This is a genomic window from Blautia sp. MSK20_18 (assembly GCF_020553125.1).
GTDB lineage: Bacteria > Bacillota > Clostridia > Lachnospirales > Lachnospiraceae > Blautia_A > Blautia_A fusiformis.
In genome coordinates this window covers 61,476-78,542 of record NZ_JAJCGR010000018.1, presented here as the reverse complement: position 1 = coordinate 78,542, position 17,067 = coordinate 61,476, and the positions used below count along the sequence as shown (strand labels likewise).

Here is a 17,067-nt window from a genome sequence, read left to right as displayed (position 1 = left end):
GCGGTATCCCGCCTTAATTCAGATGCTCTGGTAACTCAGTTGCCGAGTAGTTCACTAGTCGGTTTTCAGCTTTCAACTTCTCAATATCTGATAATTGAGAAATCGCTTTGTTCTTACCTCGTCGATCATATAATCCTTCGATTCCTTTATCTTTATATTTTCTAACCTATGCATAAACTTGTCCGTAGGAGCAACCATATTTATTCGCTGTAGAAGAATAATTACATCCCGTGTTCAAGGCTTTGCGGTATTTTTTCGGATTTCAATGTGTCAAACTCCCGTGTTTATGAAAGTTGTGTTTTTCTTGGCAATATGTTACAATTACTCCATATAAATTTATAACTTTTCTGGACAGAAAGTAAAAGGGGAACGTCATGAAGTGTATTAAAACAACGGACGCGGTAGGACATGTACTGTGCCATGATATTACCAGAATTGTGAAGGATGTGGTAAAAGATACAGCCTTTCGTAAAGGACATATTGTACAGGAAGAAGATATTCCGGTTTTGCTATCTCTGGGAAAAGACCATCTTTATGTGTGGGAGAAGGATGAAAATACTTTGCATGAAAATGAAGCAGCGCAGATTCTGTGTGATGTGTGCATCAATGAGAATATGCATCCAACGGATGTAAAAGAAGGAAAAATTGAGTTGATTGCAGATTGTGACGGAGTATTTCAGGTGGATGTGCCGAGGCTGGATGCTATTAATGAGATCGATGAGATTATGATTGCCACCCGTCATACAAATTTCCCGGTAAAAAAAGGTGACCGTCTTTTAGGAACCCGTGTGATTCCGCTGGTGATTGCAAAAGAAAAAATGGATTTGGTGAAAAAAACAGCAGGAGAAAAACCGCTGGTATCGCTGGCACCTTATAAGAAACGGAAGGTAGGAATTGTAACCACCGGAAATGAAGTATTTTATGGAAGAATTAAGGATACTTTCACACCGGTAATCATCGAAAAAATGAAATCTTACGGTGCTGAAATTCACGGACATATTCTGTGCAATGATGATATGGAAAAAATCACTGCCGCTATTATGAAATTAAAAGAAGAAGGGGCAGATCTGATTGTCTGTACCGGTGGTATGAGCGTGGATCCAGATGATAAGACACCGGGCGCGATCAAAAATACAGGAGCGAGAATCGTATCTTATGGTGCTCCGGTACTTCCGGGAGCGATGTTCCTGTTATCCTATCTGGAAGATGGCACACCGGTAATGGGACTGCCGGGATGTGTGATGTATGCAAAAGCCACCGTATTTGATCTTGTTCTGCCACGTATTATCGCAGGTATAGAAGTGACAAAAAAAGATCTGGCACATATGGGAAATGGCGGATTCTGTCTTGGCTGCAAAGAATGTCATTATCCGAACTGCAGCTTTGGAAAGGGCGTATAAGAGCAGGACAGGAGGAATAAGCATGGAAAAGCTTACGGTAGAGTAGGCACTGGAAGCACTGCTGGAACATACAAAAGTAATAGAGGAAACGGAAACTGTACCACTTTTGCAGGCATGTGGAAGAGTGTTGGCAAAGGATATGATTGCAGGATTTGATAACCCGCCGTTTGACAGATCACCTGTGGATGGTTATGCCTGCAAAGCGGAGGATATAACGGATGCATCAGAAAGTCATCCGGTACAGTTGACGGTATTGGAAGAGATTGATGCGGGGCAGTATTCCAGAGTCACAGTGGAAAAGGGGCAGGCGGTTCGGATTATGACAGGCGCAGCTATTCCGAAAGGCTGTGACTGCTGTGTCCGTCAGGAGGATACAGATTATGGAGAAGAGACTGTCAGAATCTTCCGTCCGACCGGACAGTGGCAGAATTACTGTTATCAGGGAGAGAATTTTAAAAATAGAACGGTTCTTTTGAAAAAGGGTGACAAAATCGGATTTATTGAAGCAGGTATACTGGCCAGTATGGGAGTCATAAAAGTGAAGGTTTATCGTCGGGTAAGAGCAGCTGTTCTGACTACCGGAGATGAAGTAATGGCACCCGGAAAAAGATTGATTCCGGGGAAGATTTATGATTGTAATCAGGGACTTCTGGCGGCTCGCATGAAAGAATTTGGTGCAGAACTGGTGGAAGTGGCAGCCATAGAGGATCGCCCGCAGGCTATGACAGCAGCAGGCGAAGTCATGGCTCTGGACTGGGGAATTACATTGCAGTGTGATACCACAGGAAAAGAAGACGCCAGCAGTGTAGGAGTGCGAAGTCACTTTATACATCCGGTACTACCGGAAGCAGATGGCACAACGAAAAACGTATTTCCATGTAAAGTGGAAAGAGTGATTGAGGACGTGTTTTCGTATATCTTGATCGTATCTACGAAAGAAGAAGCCAGGATTCGCGTAGATGTGACGAAAGAACAATGGCAGCAGTACCAAAAGCATATTTCTGGAAATAAGATATGGATTGGGATAGATGAAAAAGATGTGATGTTATTAAAATAAATGAAAGAATCACCGTATCAAGGTTGAGGTAATCTATGATACGGTGATTCTTTCGTGAAAAATGCGAAAAAGCTTTCAATATCCAGTTCCGGTGGTTTAATATGCGGTTGTCAAACATTATTTCGTAAATACTTTCATTCGATCCCTTCTGGCTGCACAGATCAGGGTCAGGTGATATTTTTTTGCAAGATCAATTGCTTCAGAAGTAGGAGAAGCCTTGCTGGAGAGAATTGGAATCCCTGCATGGATGACCTTTAAAGTCATATCAGTTGGTATTCTGCCGCTGGAATATACCATACATTGATGCAGGTCAATATTGTGCCGCAGAGCGTAGCCGATCACTTTATCCAAAGCATTGTGCCGTCCGATATCTTCGCAGGAAAACAGAATGTGATCTTTTTGAGCGAGAATGCAGCTATGTGTGGCAAAGGTAATGCCATGGAGAGGAGAACCATCCGCAAAGGCATCCGCCATATGAAAGATCCATTCTGGTTTCCAGAAAATCGGTGTAAGTGACTGCGGCTCTTTGGATGTAACAAAGTAATCATTTAAAATATGATTGCCGGTACAGCAGGTAGGAGTTACTTCTACAAAGGCATCCGATGAGGATTGTGTGTTGCGTGCCGAATTTTTTAAATAGACTTTTGCACGTTTTCCATATTCACAGATATAGATATGATCTACATCTTCGGAAGACGTGATGATTTGTTCTGTCAGCAATCTTCCAAGAACCAGTTCAGTCAGATGCTGGGGCAGGCAAACAAGTTTCATAGTCAGATGATCATTTATATAGACATCCATCATATGTTCGTTCAATACTTCTTCTTGTTCCGTACGGGATTCTCCATTTCTTCCGATATATTGATATGTTTTTGTCTCTAGCAGAGACAGATTTTGTTATTGTTCGTTAATATACATAATTTCTCCAATTGAAAAAACAATTCTTTTATCATGTTTACTATGTGTTATACTAGATCTAGTATAACGGACATCTCTTTATTTCGAAAGAGTGAATTGAGGGATGAAGGAGGAAATAAAATGGGAAAGATTATGGCGGTAAATATCAGTGAGAAGAAAGGTACACAGAAAAAGAATGTACATAGTGCCAGACTGATGGAAGAATTTGGAATCGAGAAGGACGCCCATGCTGGCAAGTGGCATCGCCAGGTGAGTCTTCTTTCTTATGAAAAAATAGAAGAATTCAAGGCAAAGGGAGCACCGATCGAAGACGGAGCATTTGGAGAAAACCTGATTGTAAGTGGATACGATCTGAAGGCATTGCCGGTTGGCACCAGACTTCGCAGCGGAGAGGTATTATTAGAAGTGACACAGATCGGGAAAAAATGTCATAGTGGATGTGAGATTTATAAAATTATGGGTGACTGTATTATGCCAAGAGAAGGTATCTTTACCAGAGTACTTCATGGTGGCGTATTGACAGAAGGCGATGAAATTGTGATAGAGAAGGCAGCAGGTGAGGCAGATGGAGAATAAGCTGAATCATTTTGATCAGAAGGGTAACGCTGTTATGGTGGATGTGTCCGGAAAGATACCGACATCCAGAACAGCAGTAGCAAAAGGCAAGATTTGTGTCTGTCAGGCTGTGATGGATGCAGTGAAACAGGGGACTGTGAAAAAAGGAGATGTACTTGGAATAGCAAGAGTGGCTGGCATTATGGCGGTAAAACAGACATCTCATCTGATTCCGATGTGTCATCCGCTGATGATTTAGAAGTGTTCGGTAGATTTTGAACTGGATGAAGAAAATCTTGAAATTACGGCAATCTGTACAGCCAAAATGGAAGGTCAGACCGGTGTGGAGATGGAGGCGCTTACTGGTGTGAATGTGGCACTTTTGACAATTTATGACATGTGTAAGGCAATTGACAAGTCCATGGAGCTGACGGACATTCATCTGGTAGAAAAAAGCGGAGGAAAAAGCGGGTTATATCGAAACCCGAAAGAATAGTATGAAGGATAGATTTGGAAGAGAGATTGACTATCTGCGGATATCCATTACAGATCGATGTAATCTCAGGTGCGTCTATTGTATGCCGGAAAATGGAGTTGTGCAGATCCCGCATGAAGAAATTCTGACTTATGATGAGATTACCAGAATCAGCAGATGTATGACTGGTTTAGGTATACGTAAGATCAAACTGACCGGAGGAGAACCGTTAATTAGAAAGAATTGTGCCACACTGGTTCGAATGTTAAAAGAACTTCCTGGCATCGAAAAAGTGACATTAACGACCAATGGTGTATTGCTCGAAGAACAGATAGCAGATCTGGCAGAAGCGGGGCTTGATGATATAAATATCAGTCTGGATACTTTAAATGCAGCAGAGTTTGCAAAGGTAACCAGGAGAGAAAGTCTGGATCGGGTGCTGGAGGGAATCCAGGCGGCATTACAGTATCCGCAGATTGGATTGAAGATTAATTGTGTGCCGGTAGTGGAAGAGCAGGAAAATCTGGTATCGATAGCGAGACTTGCAAAGCAATATCCGATTCATGTTCGTTTCATTGAAATGATGCCGATTGGATATGGAAAGGATTTTCAGTTTCGGGGAGAAAGTGAAATATGCGAAATATTAGAGAAAGCATATGGAAGAATGACTCCAATAAAAGAACGATATGGGAATGGACCGTGTCATTATTATAAAATAGAAGAATTTCAGGGTAAAATAGGATTTATCAGTGCGATGACGCATAAGTTTTGCGACCAGTGTAATCGTGTGCGTATGACAGCAGAAGGATTTTTAAAAGCCTGTCTGCAATATCAGACTGGAACGGATTTGAAGAATTTGATGCGTTCAGGATGCACAGATGATGAACTGACAGAGGCAATACAGAAAGTAATATGGGAAAAACCGGTCAGTCATCATTTTACATCGGAAGAGATTGAGACAGATGAATGTAAATTAATGTCCCAGATAGGAGGATAAGGAATTATGAAAGCTGCGATTATCACATCCAGTGATTCCGGATATGCAGGAGAGAGAGAAGATAAAAGTGGTTCGGTAATCCAGGAAATTTTGGAAGCGAACGATTACGAAGTGGTGCATACCATTCTTTTGCCGGATGACAGAAAGATGCTGGCAGATGAGATGGCTCGTATAGCAGATGAGGGAATAGCAGAGCTGATTGTAACTACGGGTGGAACCGGATTTTCGCCGAGAGACTGTATGCCGGAGGCAACAAAGGATATTATAGAACGTGAAGTGCCGGGGATTCCGGAAGCAATGAGAGCATATAGTATGACGATTACACCAAGAGCTATGCTCAGTCGTGCAGCAGCAGGTATTCGAAAAGGAACACTGATCGTGAATCTGCCGGGAAGCCCGAAAGCAGTCAGAGAAAGTCTGGAATATATTATTCCAGCGCTGGAACATGGATTACAGATCCTGACCGGGGAGGCAACGAACTGTGCCAGAAAATAATCGGAAAATGCAGACTGATATATCTGAATTAGAAAACGGTCAGTTGGCAGAACAGCAATTGCCATCAGATTTTACGCTGGTAGTCCTGGCAGGTGGTGCCAGCAGCCATATGGGAAGGGAGAAGTCAGATCTGCTTTTAGATGGACAGACATTTTTGGAGATACAGATCGGAAAAGGATGTCAGTTGGGAGCAAAACAGATCTTAATTTCTGGATATCGTGGAACACAGTGTGGGGAAGAGATTGTGCCGGATCGAATTTCCGGTCAGGGTCCACTTGGCGGTCTGGAGAGCTGTTTTCGAAGGGCAAAGACAGAAAAATGCCTGGTGCTGGGGGTAGATACGCCGCTGGTACCTGTGGAAGAACTTCAAAATCTGTTGAAGTTCGCAATGGAAAAAGCCGACCAACCGGTGACTATGCTGTGTCATAATGGAAAAGAAGAATCGCTGATAGCGGTATATGATGCCAGACTTTATAAAGAGATCACAGATTTTCTGGAATCAGGAAGATCATCGGTGTATCGTTTTTTAAATACAGTGGGATATTCCCTATACCATACCAGTGCACCGGAAAACTATTTTCAGAATATCAATGATCCGGAAATCTATAAGAAAGTCTGCACGGAATGCGAAATTGCTGATATTTTCACAAAGGAATCCGTTAAACTATAGATTTTTAAATACTGTAGGAATTTTTGTTTGTTATACGGAAATCCAATGAGGGATATTTTCAGAATATTAACGATTCTGATACATATTTAAAGACTGAAGGGTATCTCGTAAAATAGCATAATACAGAAGGCGTATAGGATTATGAAAGGCTTCCAATTAGGTTTTAAATGATTTTTCGGATAATAGCACTTCCATGCAGATCGCATACAGGATCTGCAAACAGGTGGTGTTTCAGACAGAATTCGTCTACAGCTTTGTTACATCCGGAAAACTGGGTACTGTATACGTCATGGATCAGGAGAACTCCGCCGATAGACAGACGTTCATAAAATAGAGGTAATGCAGCAGCAGTTGGAGCATAGAGATCTGCATCTAATGATACGAAACAGAAAGTTTCATCGGTAATATCGGAAAAAGTATCCGGAAACCATCCTTTATGGATGATCACATGTGATGGATCAGGCATGATGCGAAGAACAGAGTCTACATCTGTAGAAGAAAAGTCACCTGTTTTAGCGCGAGACAGATGCCTGGAGGTTTCTACGGCAATATCTTTTTCTGAAAAGCCTTCAAAAGTATCAAAAAGATGTATTTTTCGATCCGGAAAGGCCGTACTGATCAGGCAAGAAAAATCACCCTGGAAAACACCAAGTTCTGCCACATCTCCAGGGATATTTTGTTGATGTATTTGTTCGGCTAAAAGGCGCATAACCGCAACCCGTGCATCAAACATGCGAAGTGCAGAAGGATCACAAAATGAACCGTGATAGCCTAAGTGCTCCATCTGCTGCATCATAGAACCACGCCGCTCTTCATCCAATACACCAAGAATAATCAGATCAGGAAGAAGAGCAGCGGCCTTTGATGGAGAACAGATTGGGATATTACCAATAAATTGTCCATGTTTGCGCGGATCATTATCGGCAAAGCACATGATCTGATAGGAATTTCCAAGAAGTCGGGCAGTCATCTGCCCAATCTGTCCGGCACCGAATATAATAGTTTTGTAGACATGTTTTGTCATCATTTCATAGCAGCCTTTCTTTCAGCTCGAACCTGAATCATTTGTCCCGTGATAGATATTGCGATTTCAGCAGGTGTTTCTGCTTTAATATTAAGTCCCACAGGCGTGATAATACGGTCTAATTCTCGCTCATCGATTCCATACTCTTCTACGAGACGATGAAATACACCAGCTCTTTTGGCGAGACTTCCAATGACGCCGATATAGCATGCAGGTGTGGCAAGAAGTTGTGCCTGCACAATCGTATCATAGGCATGACCTCGTGTCATGACACAGCAATAATCAGCATCTGTGATAGAAATGCTCTGATCCAGATGATCAAAATCGCAAAGGATTGTCTCTGCTGCATCCGGGAAAAGAGCAGGATCTGTAAATTCCGGACGGTCATCCAGAACGATGCAGTGAAAGTCAACACTTGCAAGTATTGGTACCAGCTTTTGTGAAACATGCCCGCCTCCAAATACATAGACAGTTCCGGATGTACCGATTTGTTCTGTAAATAGGTCACAGGTTTCAATGCGATGACGGCATGGTCTTGCAGATAAGGAAGATAAGATGGAAGAAGGAACATCAACATTTCCAGTCAATCCATAGGATGCACTGTAAAGACTCATACCGGATGTAGCATGAAGATCACAGATCAGCCAGAAATCTTTTCGTTCTTTATATAATGTTTCAGCAGTTACTGCAAGTTCCATAATAATAGGGTCATTATGGTCCAGATACTGGAAAAATACGGTAACATCACCACCACAAATCATACCGATATTTTCAACATCTTTGCGATTCAACCGGAATTCATGTTCACAGGATTCTTTCTTTTCAAGAATATCAAGCGCCATAAGCTCTGCACGATATTCGACAGAACCTCCGCCTATGGTTCCGGCAACTCGGCCTTTTTTTCCAACCAACATACGGGAACCGGCACCTCTTGGCGTCGATCCTGAGGAAGCAACGATGGATGCAAGCACAAGGTCGTTTTCTTTTTGAAATTCTTGTTGTATGATCTGAAATAAAGTTCTCATATATAAAACACCTCCTGTAATTTTCTATAAGTCATATCGTCATGTGACAGATGGTCTGTATCATATTTTGCAGATCAAGAGCCTGTTTAAGCTGTCGTTCATGAGATTTCAAAGCTTCGGGACTGTTACATTTACACAGACTTTCCGCAAATCGTTTTTCGATGGTTACACGTTCGGTTTCCTGAATCAGTTTATCTGATAAAAAGACGATAGCCGCTTCATTCAGAATTGTCTTCTGCAAACCATGATGTTGTGAAATAATCTGACTGATTTCAGTATAGCCTAATTGTAAGAAAAGATCACCACCTGTTTTGGTGTGATGTTTTTGAAGTCTGGCAATATCATGAAGGAGTGCTCCGGAGCGAATCAGTTTTTTATTAAAAAAGTAACCATGAGATTCCAGCAGATCGCAGAAATGGCAAGCCAATTCAGTCACTGCATCACTGTGCGCCTGTACATGATGAGGAAGAGACACCGAATCGCGAAGCATCCGGCATAGTTCGTCATGCAAGTCAGGATGAGGCAGCAGGTAAGTCGAATCAGATAAGGTAACATGATCGTTATCGTCTGCGTTCAGATGATAATAGGAACCACATGGAAGACGAAAATACTGTCTGGCATGCTGTTTTGAATCAAGAAAATACAGATAAGAAGAAATTACATCTGTATGAGCAACAATCGCAATATCACCCTCAGAAGAACGAAGAATCTCATAAATTGCCTGCGAAAAACGCATGCCAGATGCGAAAGGAGTTTCTGCTCCTGGAATCGGGTAATCAGGATTCATTCCACGTGCTTCATATATGTCCGGCCATCTTTTGCGTATCTCATCAAATGAAAGACCATCCCATTCTCCCAGATTTCGTTCTGTTAAATCTGAGATAGTGATATGTGGAAGATCAGGTGTGATATGTGCAGCCGTTTCCATAGCTCTTGACAAAGGACTGCAGTAAACAGCAGTTATTTTATCATCCAGTTCTCCGTGAAGAAGGACTGACTGCAGATGTCCAAGCATAGATAAAGAAAAATCAGTCTGACCGATACAGTAAGAATGTTCATCTGGATATTGTGGTTTTCCGTGTCGAATAAGATAAAGATTACGCATTGAAAAATCCTCTGAAACACTTTTCAAATATTGCTTCGGAACAGGTACGTGTTTCCTCTGAAAAACGGGCATATCGCTTCAAAAATTCTTCTCCGTATGGTGTCAGCTCACTGTGACTGCCCTTTACACCGCCCTGACTTCGAATAATCAGCGGTTCATGAAGCTGAGATTCTAATGTATGGATCAGATTCCAGCTGGTGGAGTAGGAAATGTGCATGCGTTCGCAGGCATCACGAACAGATCCTGTTTCATGAATCAGTGTAAGCAGCGAATAAAGCTGTTCATCAAAGAAGACCTTTTCCCGTGCCAGCTGAATCTGAATCTCTGAACGGATCAGACTTTGATTGTGTGCACGAAGAAGTTCTACATAATCCTCTGGTGTATCCGCATCATGAATGATTCCAGGATCTTCTACATTTAAACAATACATGGGAGTTCCACAATGTTCTACAGCACCCTTCAGACCAGTGTTTCCATCATTGCTTAAAATGGACTCAATTAATGAGGAACGAATCAGGATCGGATGACCTGGAGTTCCGTTACAGACCGGAGTGACAAGAGGCTGTCCAAGAGAAAGCATTTGTGTAACGGTATGTGCTGTGAATAGTGGAACATCTACAGGTGTAAAGAGTACCGTATCCACTTTGTCTTTTAAATATTCCAGTCCAATCCTGACAGAATCAAACATATGAGTAGTTTCATAGTCCTCATTTCGAAGAAAAATAACATGATTGGAAGCAAGGTGGCGTTCCAGAGCATCCGCATTATATCCGGTTACCACCACTATTTTAGAGATTCCGGCCTGCCGGAAGTTATTAATCACACGCTGCGCGATGGAAATGGATCCAAGCTGAAGCATGGGCTTGAAGTCTCCCATTCGTGACGATTTCCCTGCAGCTACGATGAGAGCACCTGTCTGCATCATAGATACCTCCTAAAAATAACATTGTACAAATTTGATATTATTATAGCATGAAAAGTGAGGATAAATAGTAAAATTTTTAAATAAAGTAATAAAAACAATATAAAAAAGGACGAAAATAGCCAACTAATAATTATTTACAATTTGTAAAACTGTACAAAATTATGATAACATGAAATTATACAAAATAATGTAAACAGGAGAACGTTTCCATGGATAAGATTTTTGAAATTACCGCAAAAGAAGTTACGATACAGGTAAAAGATGAGCGCACAGGAGAGCAATACAGTCGGACACTTCCGATTGATTATTATGAGAATGCGAATGTTTTAAAACTCAGCGGTGAGAATCTGGACGGAAGCAGCTCTTCCATTGTTTTCTATTCTGTCAGAGGAATGGAAAGACTTAAAGATCTGACGGGTAAGGGAGTCGATCATGATCCATGCGGAACACATAAGTCAGAAGATTTGTAACATCGGAACGTGTATTTTTTAAAGGAGGAATGAAACATGATTAAAAAGACATTGAAGATCAATGGTGTGGAGCGAATCCTTATTCTTGATAAGGATGAGACACTGGCTCAGGTACTTCGTGAGCATCTTCTTCTTACAGGATGTAAGATCGGTTGTGGAGAAGGTCATTGCGGAGCATGTAATGTTATTATGAACGGAAAAGTTACAAGATCCTGTATTTACAAGATGAGCCGTGTTCCGGACAATGCAGAGATCACAACAATCGAGGGTGTGGGAACAATTTCTGATATGCATCCGATACAGGTTGCATGGATGGCATATGGATGTGCACAGTGTGGTTTCTGTTCACCAGGTTTTATTATTTCAGCAAAGGTTCTTCTCGATAATAATCCGAGCCCTACCCGTGAAGAAGTGAGGGACTGGTTTAACAAGCAGCGTAATCTCTGTCGTTGTACAGGTTACAAGCCGCTTATCGATGCGACCATGGCGGCAGCAGCAGTTATGCGTGGCGAGATGACTAAAGAAGACCTCGTATTCAAGCAGACAGGTGATTCTATCGTCGGTACAAACTATATCCGTCCATCAGCAGCACAGAAGGTAACAGGTACCTGGGATTTCGGTGCAGATGATGCATTAAAGATGCCGGAGGGAACTCTTCGTCTTGCACTTACACAGGCCAAGGTTTCTCACGCAAATATTCTCAGTATCGATACAACAGAAGCAGAGAGTATGCCGGGAGTTGTTCGTGTTATTACAGCGAAGGACATTAAGGCAGCAGGCGGAACCAACAAGATCAATGGTCTTGTAATGCTTCCGAAACACAATAAGACAGACGGATTTGAGCGTCCTGTACTCTGCGACGAAAAGATCTTTCAGTTTGGTGATGCGATTGCGATCGTAGCTGCCGACACAGAAGAGCATGCACGTGCAGCAGCAGATGCAGTTAAGGTGGAGATCGAAGAACTTCCTGCATATATGAACGCAATGGATGCAATCGCACCGGATGCAGCAGAGATCCATCCTGGTACTCCAAACGCATTTTTTGAGACAAACTGTATCAAGGGACCGGACTTTGACTGGGACAGCATTCCGGATTCACAGCAGGTTGAGATCGAGTCCTACTGTTCACGCCAGCCTCATCTTCACCTTGAGCCGGACTGTGGTTATGGATATATTGATGAAGACGGTATGATAACAGTGCATTCCAAATCTATCGGTATACATCTTCATATGCCTATGATCGCAGATGGTATCGGTGTACCAATGGAAAACTTAAGACTTGTTCAGAACCATGCAGGCGGAACATTTGGTTACAAGTTCTCACCGACAAATGAGGCTCTGATTGGTGCAGCTGTTAAGATTCTGGAACGTCCGGTATCGCTGGTATTTAATCAGTTCCAGAACATTACTTATACAGGAAAGAGATCTCCTGCATTTATGAATATTAAGCTTGCAGCAGATGAAAATGGTAAACTCTTAGCACTTTGGGGTAACAACTATGTAGATCACGGTCCATATTCAGAATTTGGCGATCTGCTTACCATGAGACTTTCTCAGTTTACAGGCGCAGGTTATGGAATTAATTCTATTCGTAATAAATCAACAACCGTATTTACAAACCATGCATGGGGCTCCGCATTCCGTGCTTATGGTTCACCACAGTCTTATATGGGATCTGAGATTGCAATTGACGTGCTGGCAGCTAAGATGGGAATCGATCCGTTTGATATCCGTGAAATGAACTGCTATAAAGAATCAGAGGGCACTACCATCCCGACAGGTTATCCACCGGAGGTATATTGTGAGGAAGATTTGTTTAAGAAAGCACGTCCATTGTATGAAGCGGCGAAAAAACGTGTTGCCGAAAAGAATGCAGCTTCTGACGGAAAGATGAAATATGGTATCGGTGTATCTCTTGGAGTATACGGTTGTGGTCTTGATGGTGTTGATACATCAAATGCATTTGCAGAATTAAATCCGGATGGAACCGTTACGATGTATGCTGCATGGGAAGATCATGGACAGGGGGCTGATATGGGTGTTCTTGTATCATCTCATGAAACACTGCGTCAGGCAGGAATCAGACCGGAACAGATTAAACTGGTTATGAATGATACGAAGACATGTCCGAATGCAGGACCTGCAGGAGGATCACGCTCACAGGTTATGTCAGGTAATGCATGTCGTCTGGCTGCAGAAAATCTTGTAGCAGCAATGAAGAAAGAAGACGGAACATTCCGTACTTATGATGAGATGGTAGCAGAAGGGCTTGCAACAAAATATGAAGGTAACTGGGTAACTACATTCTGTGCAGATCATCCGATCGATCAGGATACCGCACAGGGCGATCCATTTGCAACTTATATGTATACTATCTTCCTGCCGGAAGTTGCTGTTAATACAGAAACAGGTAAAGTTACCGTTGAGAAATTTACTTGCGTAGCTGACGTAGGTACGATCATGAACAGACTTCTTGTAGAAGGTAATTTCTATGGTGGTCTTGTACAGGGTATCGGTCTTGCTCTTTCGGAAGATTTTGAAGATTTGAACCATGACACCACTTTGAAGAATTGTGGTATTCCATATCCAAAGGATGCTCCGGATGATATTGAACTTCACTTCAATGAAACATATCGTCCAAGTGGTCCTTACGGTGCGGCTGGTTGTGGTGAGGCTCCACTGGATGCTCCACATCCTGCAATCCTGAATGCAATCTTTAATGCGACAGGTGCACGTATTACACGTATCCCTGCCCGTCCGGAAAGGGTTCTTGCAGCATTAAAAGAACTTGAGAAATAAGCTTAATTCATAATGTGGTTGGAGTAAGAGCTGCCAACTGTGATATAATCAGGGGAGACGGGAAACTGCCTCCCCTTTACAGACGAAAGGAGTAGCAGGTTATGACATACATACAGGAGAGAGGTTCTACTCACGTTTATCATGTAAATCGAATGTCAAAAGAAGAGATGGATCATATGATCAGTCTCTGCGTCCATGAACAGCCGGCCTACTGTGTTGCAGCCTGTCCTTTCAAAATGGATACAAAAGAGATGCTGTATTATGCTGCAAAAGGAAATTTTAAGAAAGCGTTGGCAATTTATGAGAAAATTACACCATTTCCAATGATTCTCTGTGATGGATGTACGGCACCTTGCGAAGATAATTGCAAGCTTTGTGAACTTGGTGATGGTGTCTCCATACGAGAAGTAGAACGTGCGATTGTCCGGTATGGAGAACCGGGAAGACGAAGCAGTGTATTTCGCATGAGAAAGAAGAAAAGGGCAGCAATCTTTGGTTCTGGATTATTTCCACTGTTTCTTGCAGGGGAACTGGAAAAGAAAATGTATCCTACGACAATTTATTGTAAGGAAGAAGATTATGAAAGCTATATTGCAGCGGCAGCCGGACATCTTTTGGAATCAGACCGCAGCAATGAAGCGAAACGTCTGAAATCTATGGATCTTTCTTTTGAATTTGGATGCAGTTTGAATCTTTCGTTTATCAGAGAAAAAATGGAACTGGCAGATGTGGTATGCGCATCAGAAGAAGTGGCAAAAATGTTAGCTCCGGAAGAAGCAGCAGATGTCGAGATTATGTTAAGAGAACAGGCAAAGATTGTCAGCGGACCTGCGGAATCTGTGATGGATGCGGCTTTTGCCGCAAAGCGGGCAGCTTTGACAGTGGATCTTCTGGTACAGAATTTATCGCCGCACAGCAACAGAGGCAGTGAAGGAGCAGTGACTACCAAGCTTTATACGAACATGGAAGGAATCCATGGATCGAATAAGATTTTCTGTGGTCAGGATGGGTATTCAAAAGAAGAAGCTGTAGAAGAAGCAAAACGATGTATTCAGTGTCATTGTGACGAATGCATGAAAGGCTGTGTGTATTTAAGTGAATATCAAAAACATCCGGGTTTATTAGCCCGTGAGATCTATAATAATACGCAGATTATCATGGGAGATCATCCGATGAACAAACCGATGAATGCCTGTGCCCTCTGTGGACAGTGTACGGTGATCTGTCCGAATGGATTTGATATGAGTCAGGTGTGCAAGTCAGCAAGAGAAAATATGGTATCTACAGATAAGATGCCGCTGGCGCCACATGAATTTGCACTGATGGACATGTTATTTTCAAATTCAGAGGCTTTTTTGAGCAGACTCCAGCCGGGATATGAAACTTGCAGATATGTATTTTTCCCAGGCTGTCAGGCAGGTGCGATAGCGCCGGATGTGGTTATGCAGGCATACGAAGATTTAAGTAATCGGGTAGATGGAGGTGTTGCTCTGATGCTAGGATGCTGTGGTGCAATCAGCGAATGGGCAGGCCGCTATGAAATGACAGAAAAAGTAAATGAGCAGCTGAAACAGGAACTAGCCAAGCTTGGTGATCCGATCATCATAGCAGGTTGTCCAACCTGTATGAAGCAGCTAAAAGAAAGTATTGGAGCGCATGTTATAGGAATCTGGGAAATTTTGAAAGAAATCGGACTTCCACAGCAGGCAAAAGGACTGGAGATACCGGTTGCCATACATGATGCCTGTGGTGCCAGAGGGGATGCACAGACACAGGATATTATAAGAGAACTTTTGTTGGATATGGGATGTACCGTTGAAGATACAGAATATTCCAGAGATTTGTCTCCATGTTGTGGATATGGAGGTCTGACGGCATATGCCAATAAAGATATGGCAGCGAAAATGACAGAAAAGTGTCTGGAACGTTCCGATGCACCATATATTACATACTGCATGGCATGCAGAGACCGATTTGCCAGAGAGGGAAGAGAATCCCGACATATACTTGAACTTCTGTATGGGGCAAATGCCAGCAATATGCCTGATATCAGTGAGAAACGCTACAACAGGCTCATATTGAAACAAACACTTTTAAAAAACATCTGGAATGAGGAACCGATCATGGAGAAAAAAGACTATACCGTTGCCTATACAGAAGAGGCAATCCATATGATGGATGAGCGCATGATACTGAAAAGTGATGTGGAACGTGTGTTATCAGATTACAGAGAAAATCAGGAGGCAATCCTAGATGAAGAAACAAAAGAACTGGTGACAAGAAGCAGACTGGGAAATGTCACATTCTGGGTGCGGTTTGTGGAAACAGAAGACGGATATCTGGTACACAGAGCATACAGTCATCGAATGAATATTATGAAAAGGGTGGGACAGTAATGGCAGTAGAAAGAACATATTATACGATTGATCCGGAAGGAAAGCTGACCTGCATGAAATGTAAGGTTCCTCTTGTAAAAGGAAAAGCAAAATTTATGTATCTGGAAAATGGGTTTCCTGTGGAAATGCCTGTCTGTCCAAAGTGTGGGTTTGTGTATGTTCCGGAAGAACTCGCACTTGGAAAAGTGCTCGCGGTGGAGCGTGCACTGGAGGATAAATAGATGAACAGGCATCCGGGAGGGGAAGCGCAGACGCTTCATCTTCTGGAGAACATAGAATGGAAAAAAGAAATGAAAGCACTGGATCTTGGAGCAGGAGAAGGAGACACGGTTCGAATCCTGAAATCATTTGGGCTGGAAGCACATGGCGTGGATCTTTTCCCACGGGGCAGTGATGTGGAAATTGGCGATTTTCTGCATTTGCAGTATTCATCAGACAGTATAGATCTTTGCATCAGCCAGTGTGCATTTTTTGTCAGCAGAGATCAGAAAAATGCACTATCTGAATGCTGGCGCGTTTTGAAAAAGGGAGGTTTTCTTTTATTGTCAGATCTTGATACCGGAAATCTTTTGAAAATGGCAGAACAGACAGGATTTACCATTCTCCGGCAGGAGGATCAGACGTTACTTTGGCGGGAATATTATCTGGAAGCAATCTGGAATGATTCGTTCTGCTGCGAAGAGTATAAGCTTCTGCAGAAAGAATATAAAGGAAAGAAGCTGCGCTATACCATGTTGGTTGGCAGAAAGGAGTAGC

The 17,067-nt window shown here is 42.5% G+C and carries 16 protein-coding genes and 1 pseudogene; 12 read left to right on the top strand and 5 right to left on the bottom strand.

The features are described from left to right. Positions 1–374: 374 nt before the first annotated feature. Entirely contained in the window at positions 375–1,400 is a 1,026-nt protein-coding gene (locus tag LI091_RS11225; RefSeq protein ID WP_021650138.1) for a molybdopterin-binding protein, read from the top strand. Between the two features lie 49 nt (positions 1,401–1,449). Next, positions 1,450–2,457, top strand: coding sequence for a molybdopterin molybdotransferase MoeA (locus LI091_RS11220; protein WP_173741773.1), 1,008 nt, complete (start codon positions 1,450–1,452; stop codon positions 2,455–2,457). A 117-nt stretch (positions 2,458–2,574) separates the two neighbouring features. Here the strand turns inward: LI091_RS11220 and fdhD are convergent, their stop codons facing one another. Next, on the bottom strand, positions 2,575–3,273 hold the full coding sequence (gene fdhD / locus LI091_RS11215; protein ID WP_237972467.1) for a formate dehydrogenase accessory sulfurtransferase FdhD: 699 nt from the start codon (positions 3,271–3,273) through the stop codon (positions 2,575–2,577). 222 nt (positions 3,274–3,495) lie between these two features. On the opposite strand from fdhD, the gene LI091_RS11210 reads away from it, so the two are divergent. From LI091_RS11210 to mobA, 5 genes and pseudogenes are all read left to right on the top strand, one after another. Further along, entirely contained in the window at positions 3,496–3,951 is a 456-nt protein-coding gene (locus tag LI091_RS11210; RefSeq protein WP_015526506.1) for an MOSC domain-containing protein, read from the top strand. Beyond that, a pseudogene (moaC, locus tag LI091_RS11205) lies at positions 3,941–4,426 on the top strand (cyclic pyranopterin monophosphate synthase MoaC). Before LI091_RS11210 ends, moaC begins: the two are co-directional and overlap by 11 nt. Position 4,427: 1 nt before the next feature. Continuing rightward, the gene (moaA, locus tag LI091_RS11200; RefSeq protein ID WP_044960389.1) at positions 4,428–5,402 is read left to right on the top strand and encodes a GTP 3',8-cyclase MoaA; all 975 of its coding nucleotides are present in this window, start codon (positions 4,428–4,430) and stop codon (positions 5,400–5,402) included. 6 nt (positions 5,403–5,408) lie between these two features. Next, entirely contained in the window at positions 5,409–5,897 is a 489-nt protein-coding gene (locus LI091_RS11195; protein WP_021976150.1) for a MogA/MoaB family molybdenum cofactor biosynthesis protein, read from the top strand. Beyond that, positions 5,884–6,567: a molybdenum cofactor guanylyltransferase gene (gene mobA, locus LI091_RS11190; protein ID WP_118071549.1), complete on the top strand. Its 684-nt coding sequence runs from the start codon at positions 5,884–5,886 to the stop codon at positions 6,565–6,567. The genes LI091_RS11195 and mobA overlap by 14 nt, the downstream gene beginning before the upstream one ends. Positions 6,568–6,730: 163 nt before the next feature. On the opposite strand, the gene LI091_RS11185 is transcribed toward mobA, so the two are convergent. Genes LI091_RS11185 through LI091_RS11170 form a run of 4 tightly spaced genes read right to left on the bottom strand, consistent with a single transcriptional unit; the run spans position 6,731 to position 10,646 of the window. After that, on the bottom strand, positions 6,731–7,594 hold the full coding sequence (locus LI091_RS11185) for a TylF/MycF/NovP-related O-methyltransferase (protein ID WP_092071089.1): 864 nt from the start codon (positions 7,592–7,594) through the stop codon (positions 6,731–6,733). Further along, entirely contained in the window at positions 7,591–8,616 is a 1,026-nt protein-coding gene (locus LI091_RS11180; protein ID WP_118368763.1) for an XdhC family protein, read from the bottom strand. The genes LI091_RS11185 and LI091_RS11180 overlap by 4 nt, the downstream gene beginning before the upstream one ends. A 31-nt stretch (positions 8,617–8,647) precedes the next feature. Beyond that, a complete protein-coding gene (locus LI091_RS11175; RefSeq protein ID WP_092071082.1) occupies positions 8,648–9,721 on the bottom strand; it encodes a histidine phosphatase family protein in 1,074 nt (357 codons plus the stop codon). Further along, positions 9,714–10,646 (bottom strand): NTP transferase domain-containing protein, encoded by a 933-nt coding sequence (locus tag LI091_RS11170; RefSeq protein WP_021650129.1) that lies wholly within the window; start codon positions 10,644–10,646, stop codon positions 9,714–9,716. The genes LI091_RS11175 and LI091_RS11170 overlap by 8 nt, the downstream gene beginning before the upstream one ends. A gap of 209 nt (positions 10,647–10,855) precedes the next feature. Here LI091_RS11170 and LI091_RS11165 point away from each other — a divergent pair, with 209 nt between their 5' ends. The 5 genes from LI091_RS11165 (at position 10,856) to LI091_RS11145 (ending at position 17,066) form a co-directional block, all read left to right on the top strand. Next, the gene (locus LI091_RS11165) at positions 10,856–11,116 is read left to right on the top strand and encodes a hypothetical protein (RefSeq protein WP_092071079.1); all 261 of its coding nucleotides are present in this window, start codon (positions 10,856–10,858) and stop codon (positions 11,114–11,116) included. A gap of 36 nt (positions 11,117–11,152) precedes the next feature. Beyond that, positions 11,153–13,915 carry a molybdopterin-dependent aldehyde oxidoreductase gene (locus tag LI091_RS11160; RefSeq protein ID WP_015526496.1) on the top strand — a complete coding sequence of 921 codons (2,763 nt, stop codon included), beginning with the start codon at positions 11,153–11,155 and terminating at the stop codon, positions 13,913–13,915. 101 nt (positions 13,916–14,016) lie between these two features. Further along, positions 14,017–16,311 (top strand): pyridine nucleotide-disulfide oxidoreductase/dicluster-binding protein, encoded by a 2,295-nt coding sequence (locus LI091_RS11155; RefSeq protein WP_118609145.1) that lies wholly within the window; start codon positions 14,017–14,019, stop codon positions 16,309–16,311. After that, entirely contained in the window at positions 16,311–16,532 is a 222-nt protein-coding gene (locus tag LI091_RS11150; protein ID WP_005427475.1) for a DVU_1557 family redox protein, read from the top strand. The genes LI091_RS11155 and LI091_RS11150 overlap by 1 nt, the downstream gene beginning before the upstream one ends. Continuing rightward, positions 16,533–17,066, top strand: coding sequence for a class I SAM-dependent methyltransferase (locus LI091_RS11145; protein WP_110103577.1), 534 nt, complete (start codon positions 16,533–16,535; stop codon positions 17,064–17,066). Position 17,067: the final 1 nt, after the last annotated feature.

Coding starts and splice junctions, on each gene's coding strand:
- LI091_RS11225 (WP_021650138.1), top strand. CDS start 375: ATGAAGTGTATTAAAACAACGGACGCGGTAGGACATGTACTGTGCCAT.
- LI091_RS11210 (WP_015526506.1), top strand. CDS start 3,496: ATGGGAAAGATTATGGCGGTAAATATCAGTGAGAAGAAAGGTACACAG.
- moaA (WP_044960389.1), top strand. CDS start 4,428: ATGAAGGATAGATTTGGAAGAGAGATTGACTATCTGCGGATATCCATT.
- LI091_RS11195 (WP_021976150.1), top strand. CDS start 5,409: ATGAAAGCTGCGATTATCACATCCAGTGATTCCGGATATGCAGGAGAG.
- LI091_RS11185 (WP_092071089.1), bottom strand. CDS start 7,594: ATGATGACAAAACATGTCTACAAAACTATTATATTCGGTGCCGGACAG.
- LI091_RS11180 (WP_118368763.1), bottom strand. CDS start 8,616: ATGAGAACTTTATTTCAGATCATACAACAAGAATTTCAAAAAGAAAAC.
- LI091_RS11175 (WP_092071082.1), bottom strand. CDS start 9,721: ATGCGTAATCTTTATCTTATTCGACACGGAAAACCACAATATCCAGAT.
- LI091_RS11170 (WP_021650129.1), bottom strand. CDS start 10,646: ATGATGCAGACAGGTGCTCTCATCGTAGCTGCAGGGAAATCGTCACGA.
- LI091_RS11165 (WP_092071079.1), top strand. CDS start 10,856: ATGGATAAGATTTTTGAAATTACCGCAAAAGAAGTTACGATACAGGTA.
- LI091_RS11160 (WP_015526496.1), top strand. CDS start 11,153: ATGATTAAAAAGACATTGAAGATCAATGGTGTGGAGCGAATCCTTATT.
- LI091_RS11155 (WP_118609145.1), top strand. CDS start 14,017: ATGACATACATACAGGAGAGAGGTTCTACTCACGTTTATCATGTAAAT.
- LI091_RS11150 (WP_005427475.1), top strand. CDS start 16,311: ATGGCAGTAGAAAGAACATATTATACGATTGATCCGGAAGGAAAGCTG.
- LI091_RS11145 (WP_110103577.1), top strand. CDS start 16,533: ATGAACAGGCATCCGGGAGGGGAAGCGCAGACGCTTCATCTTCTGGAG.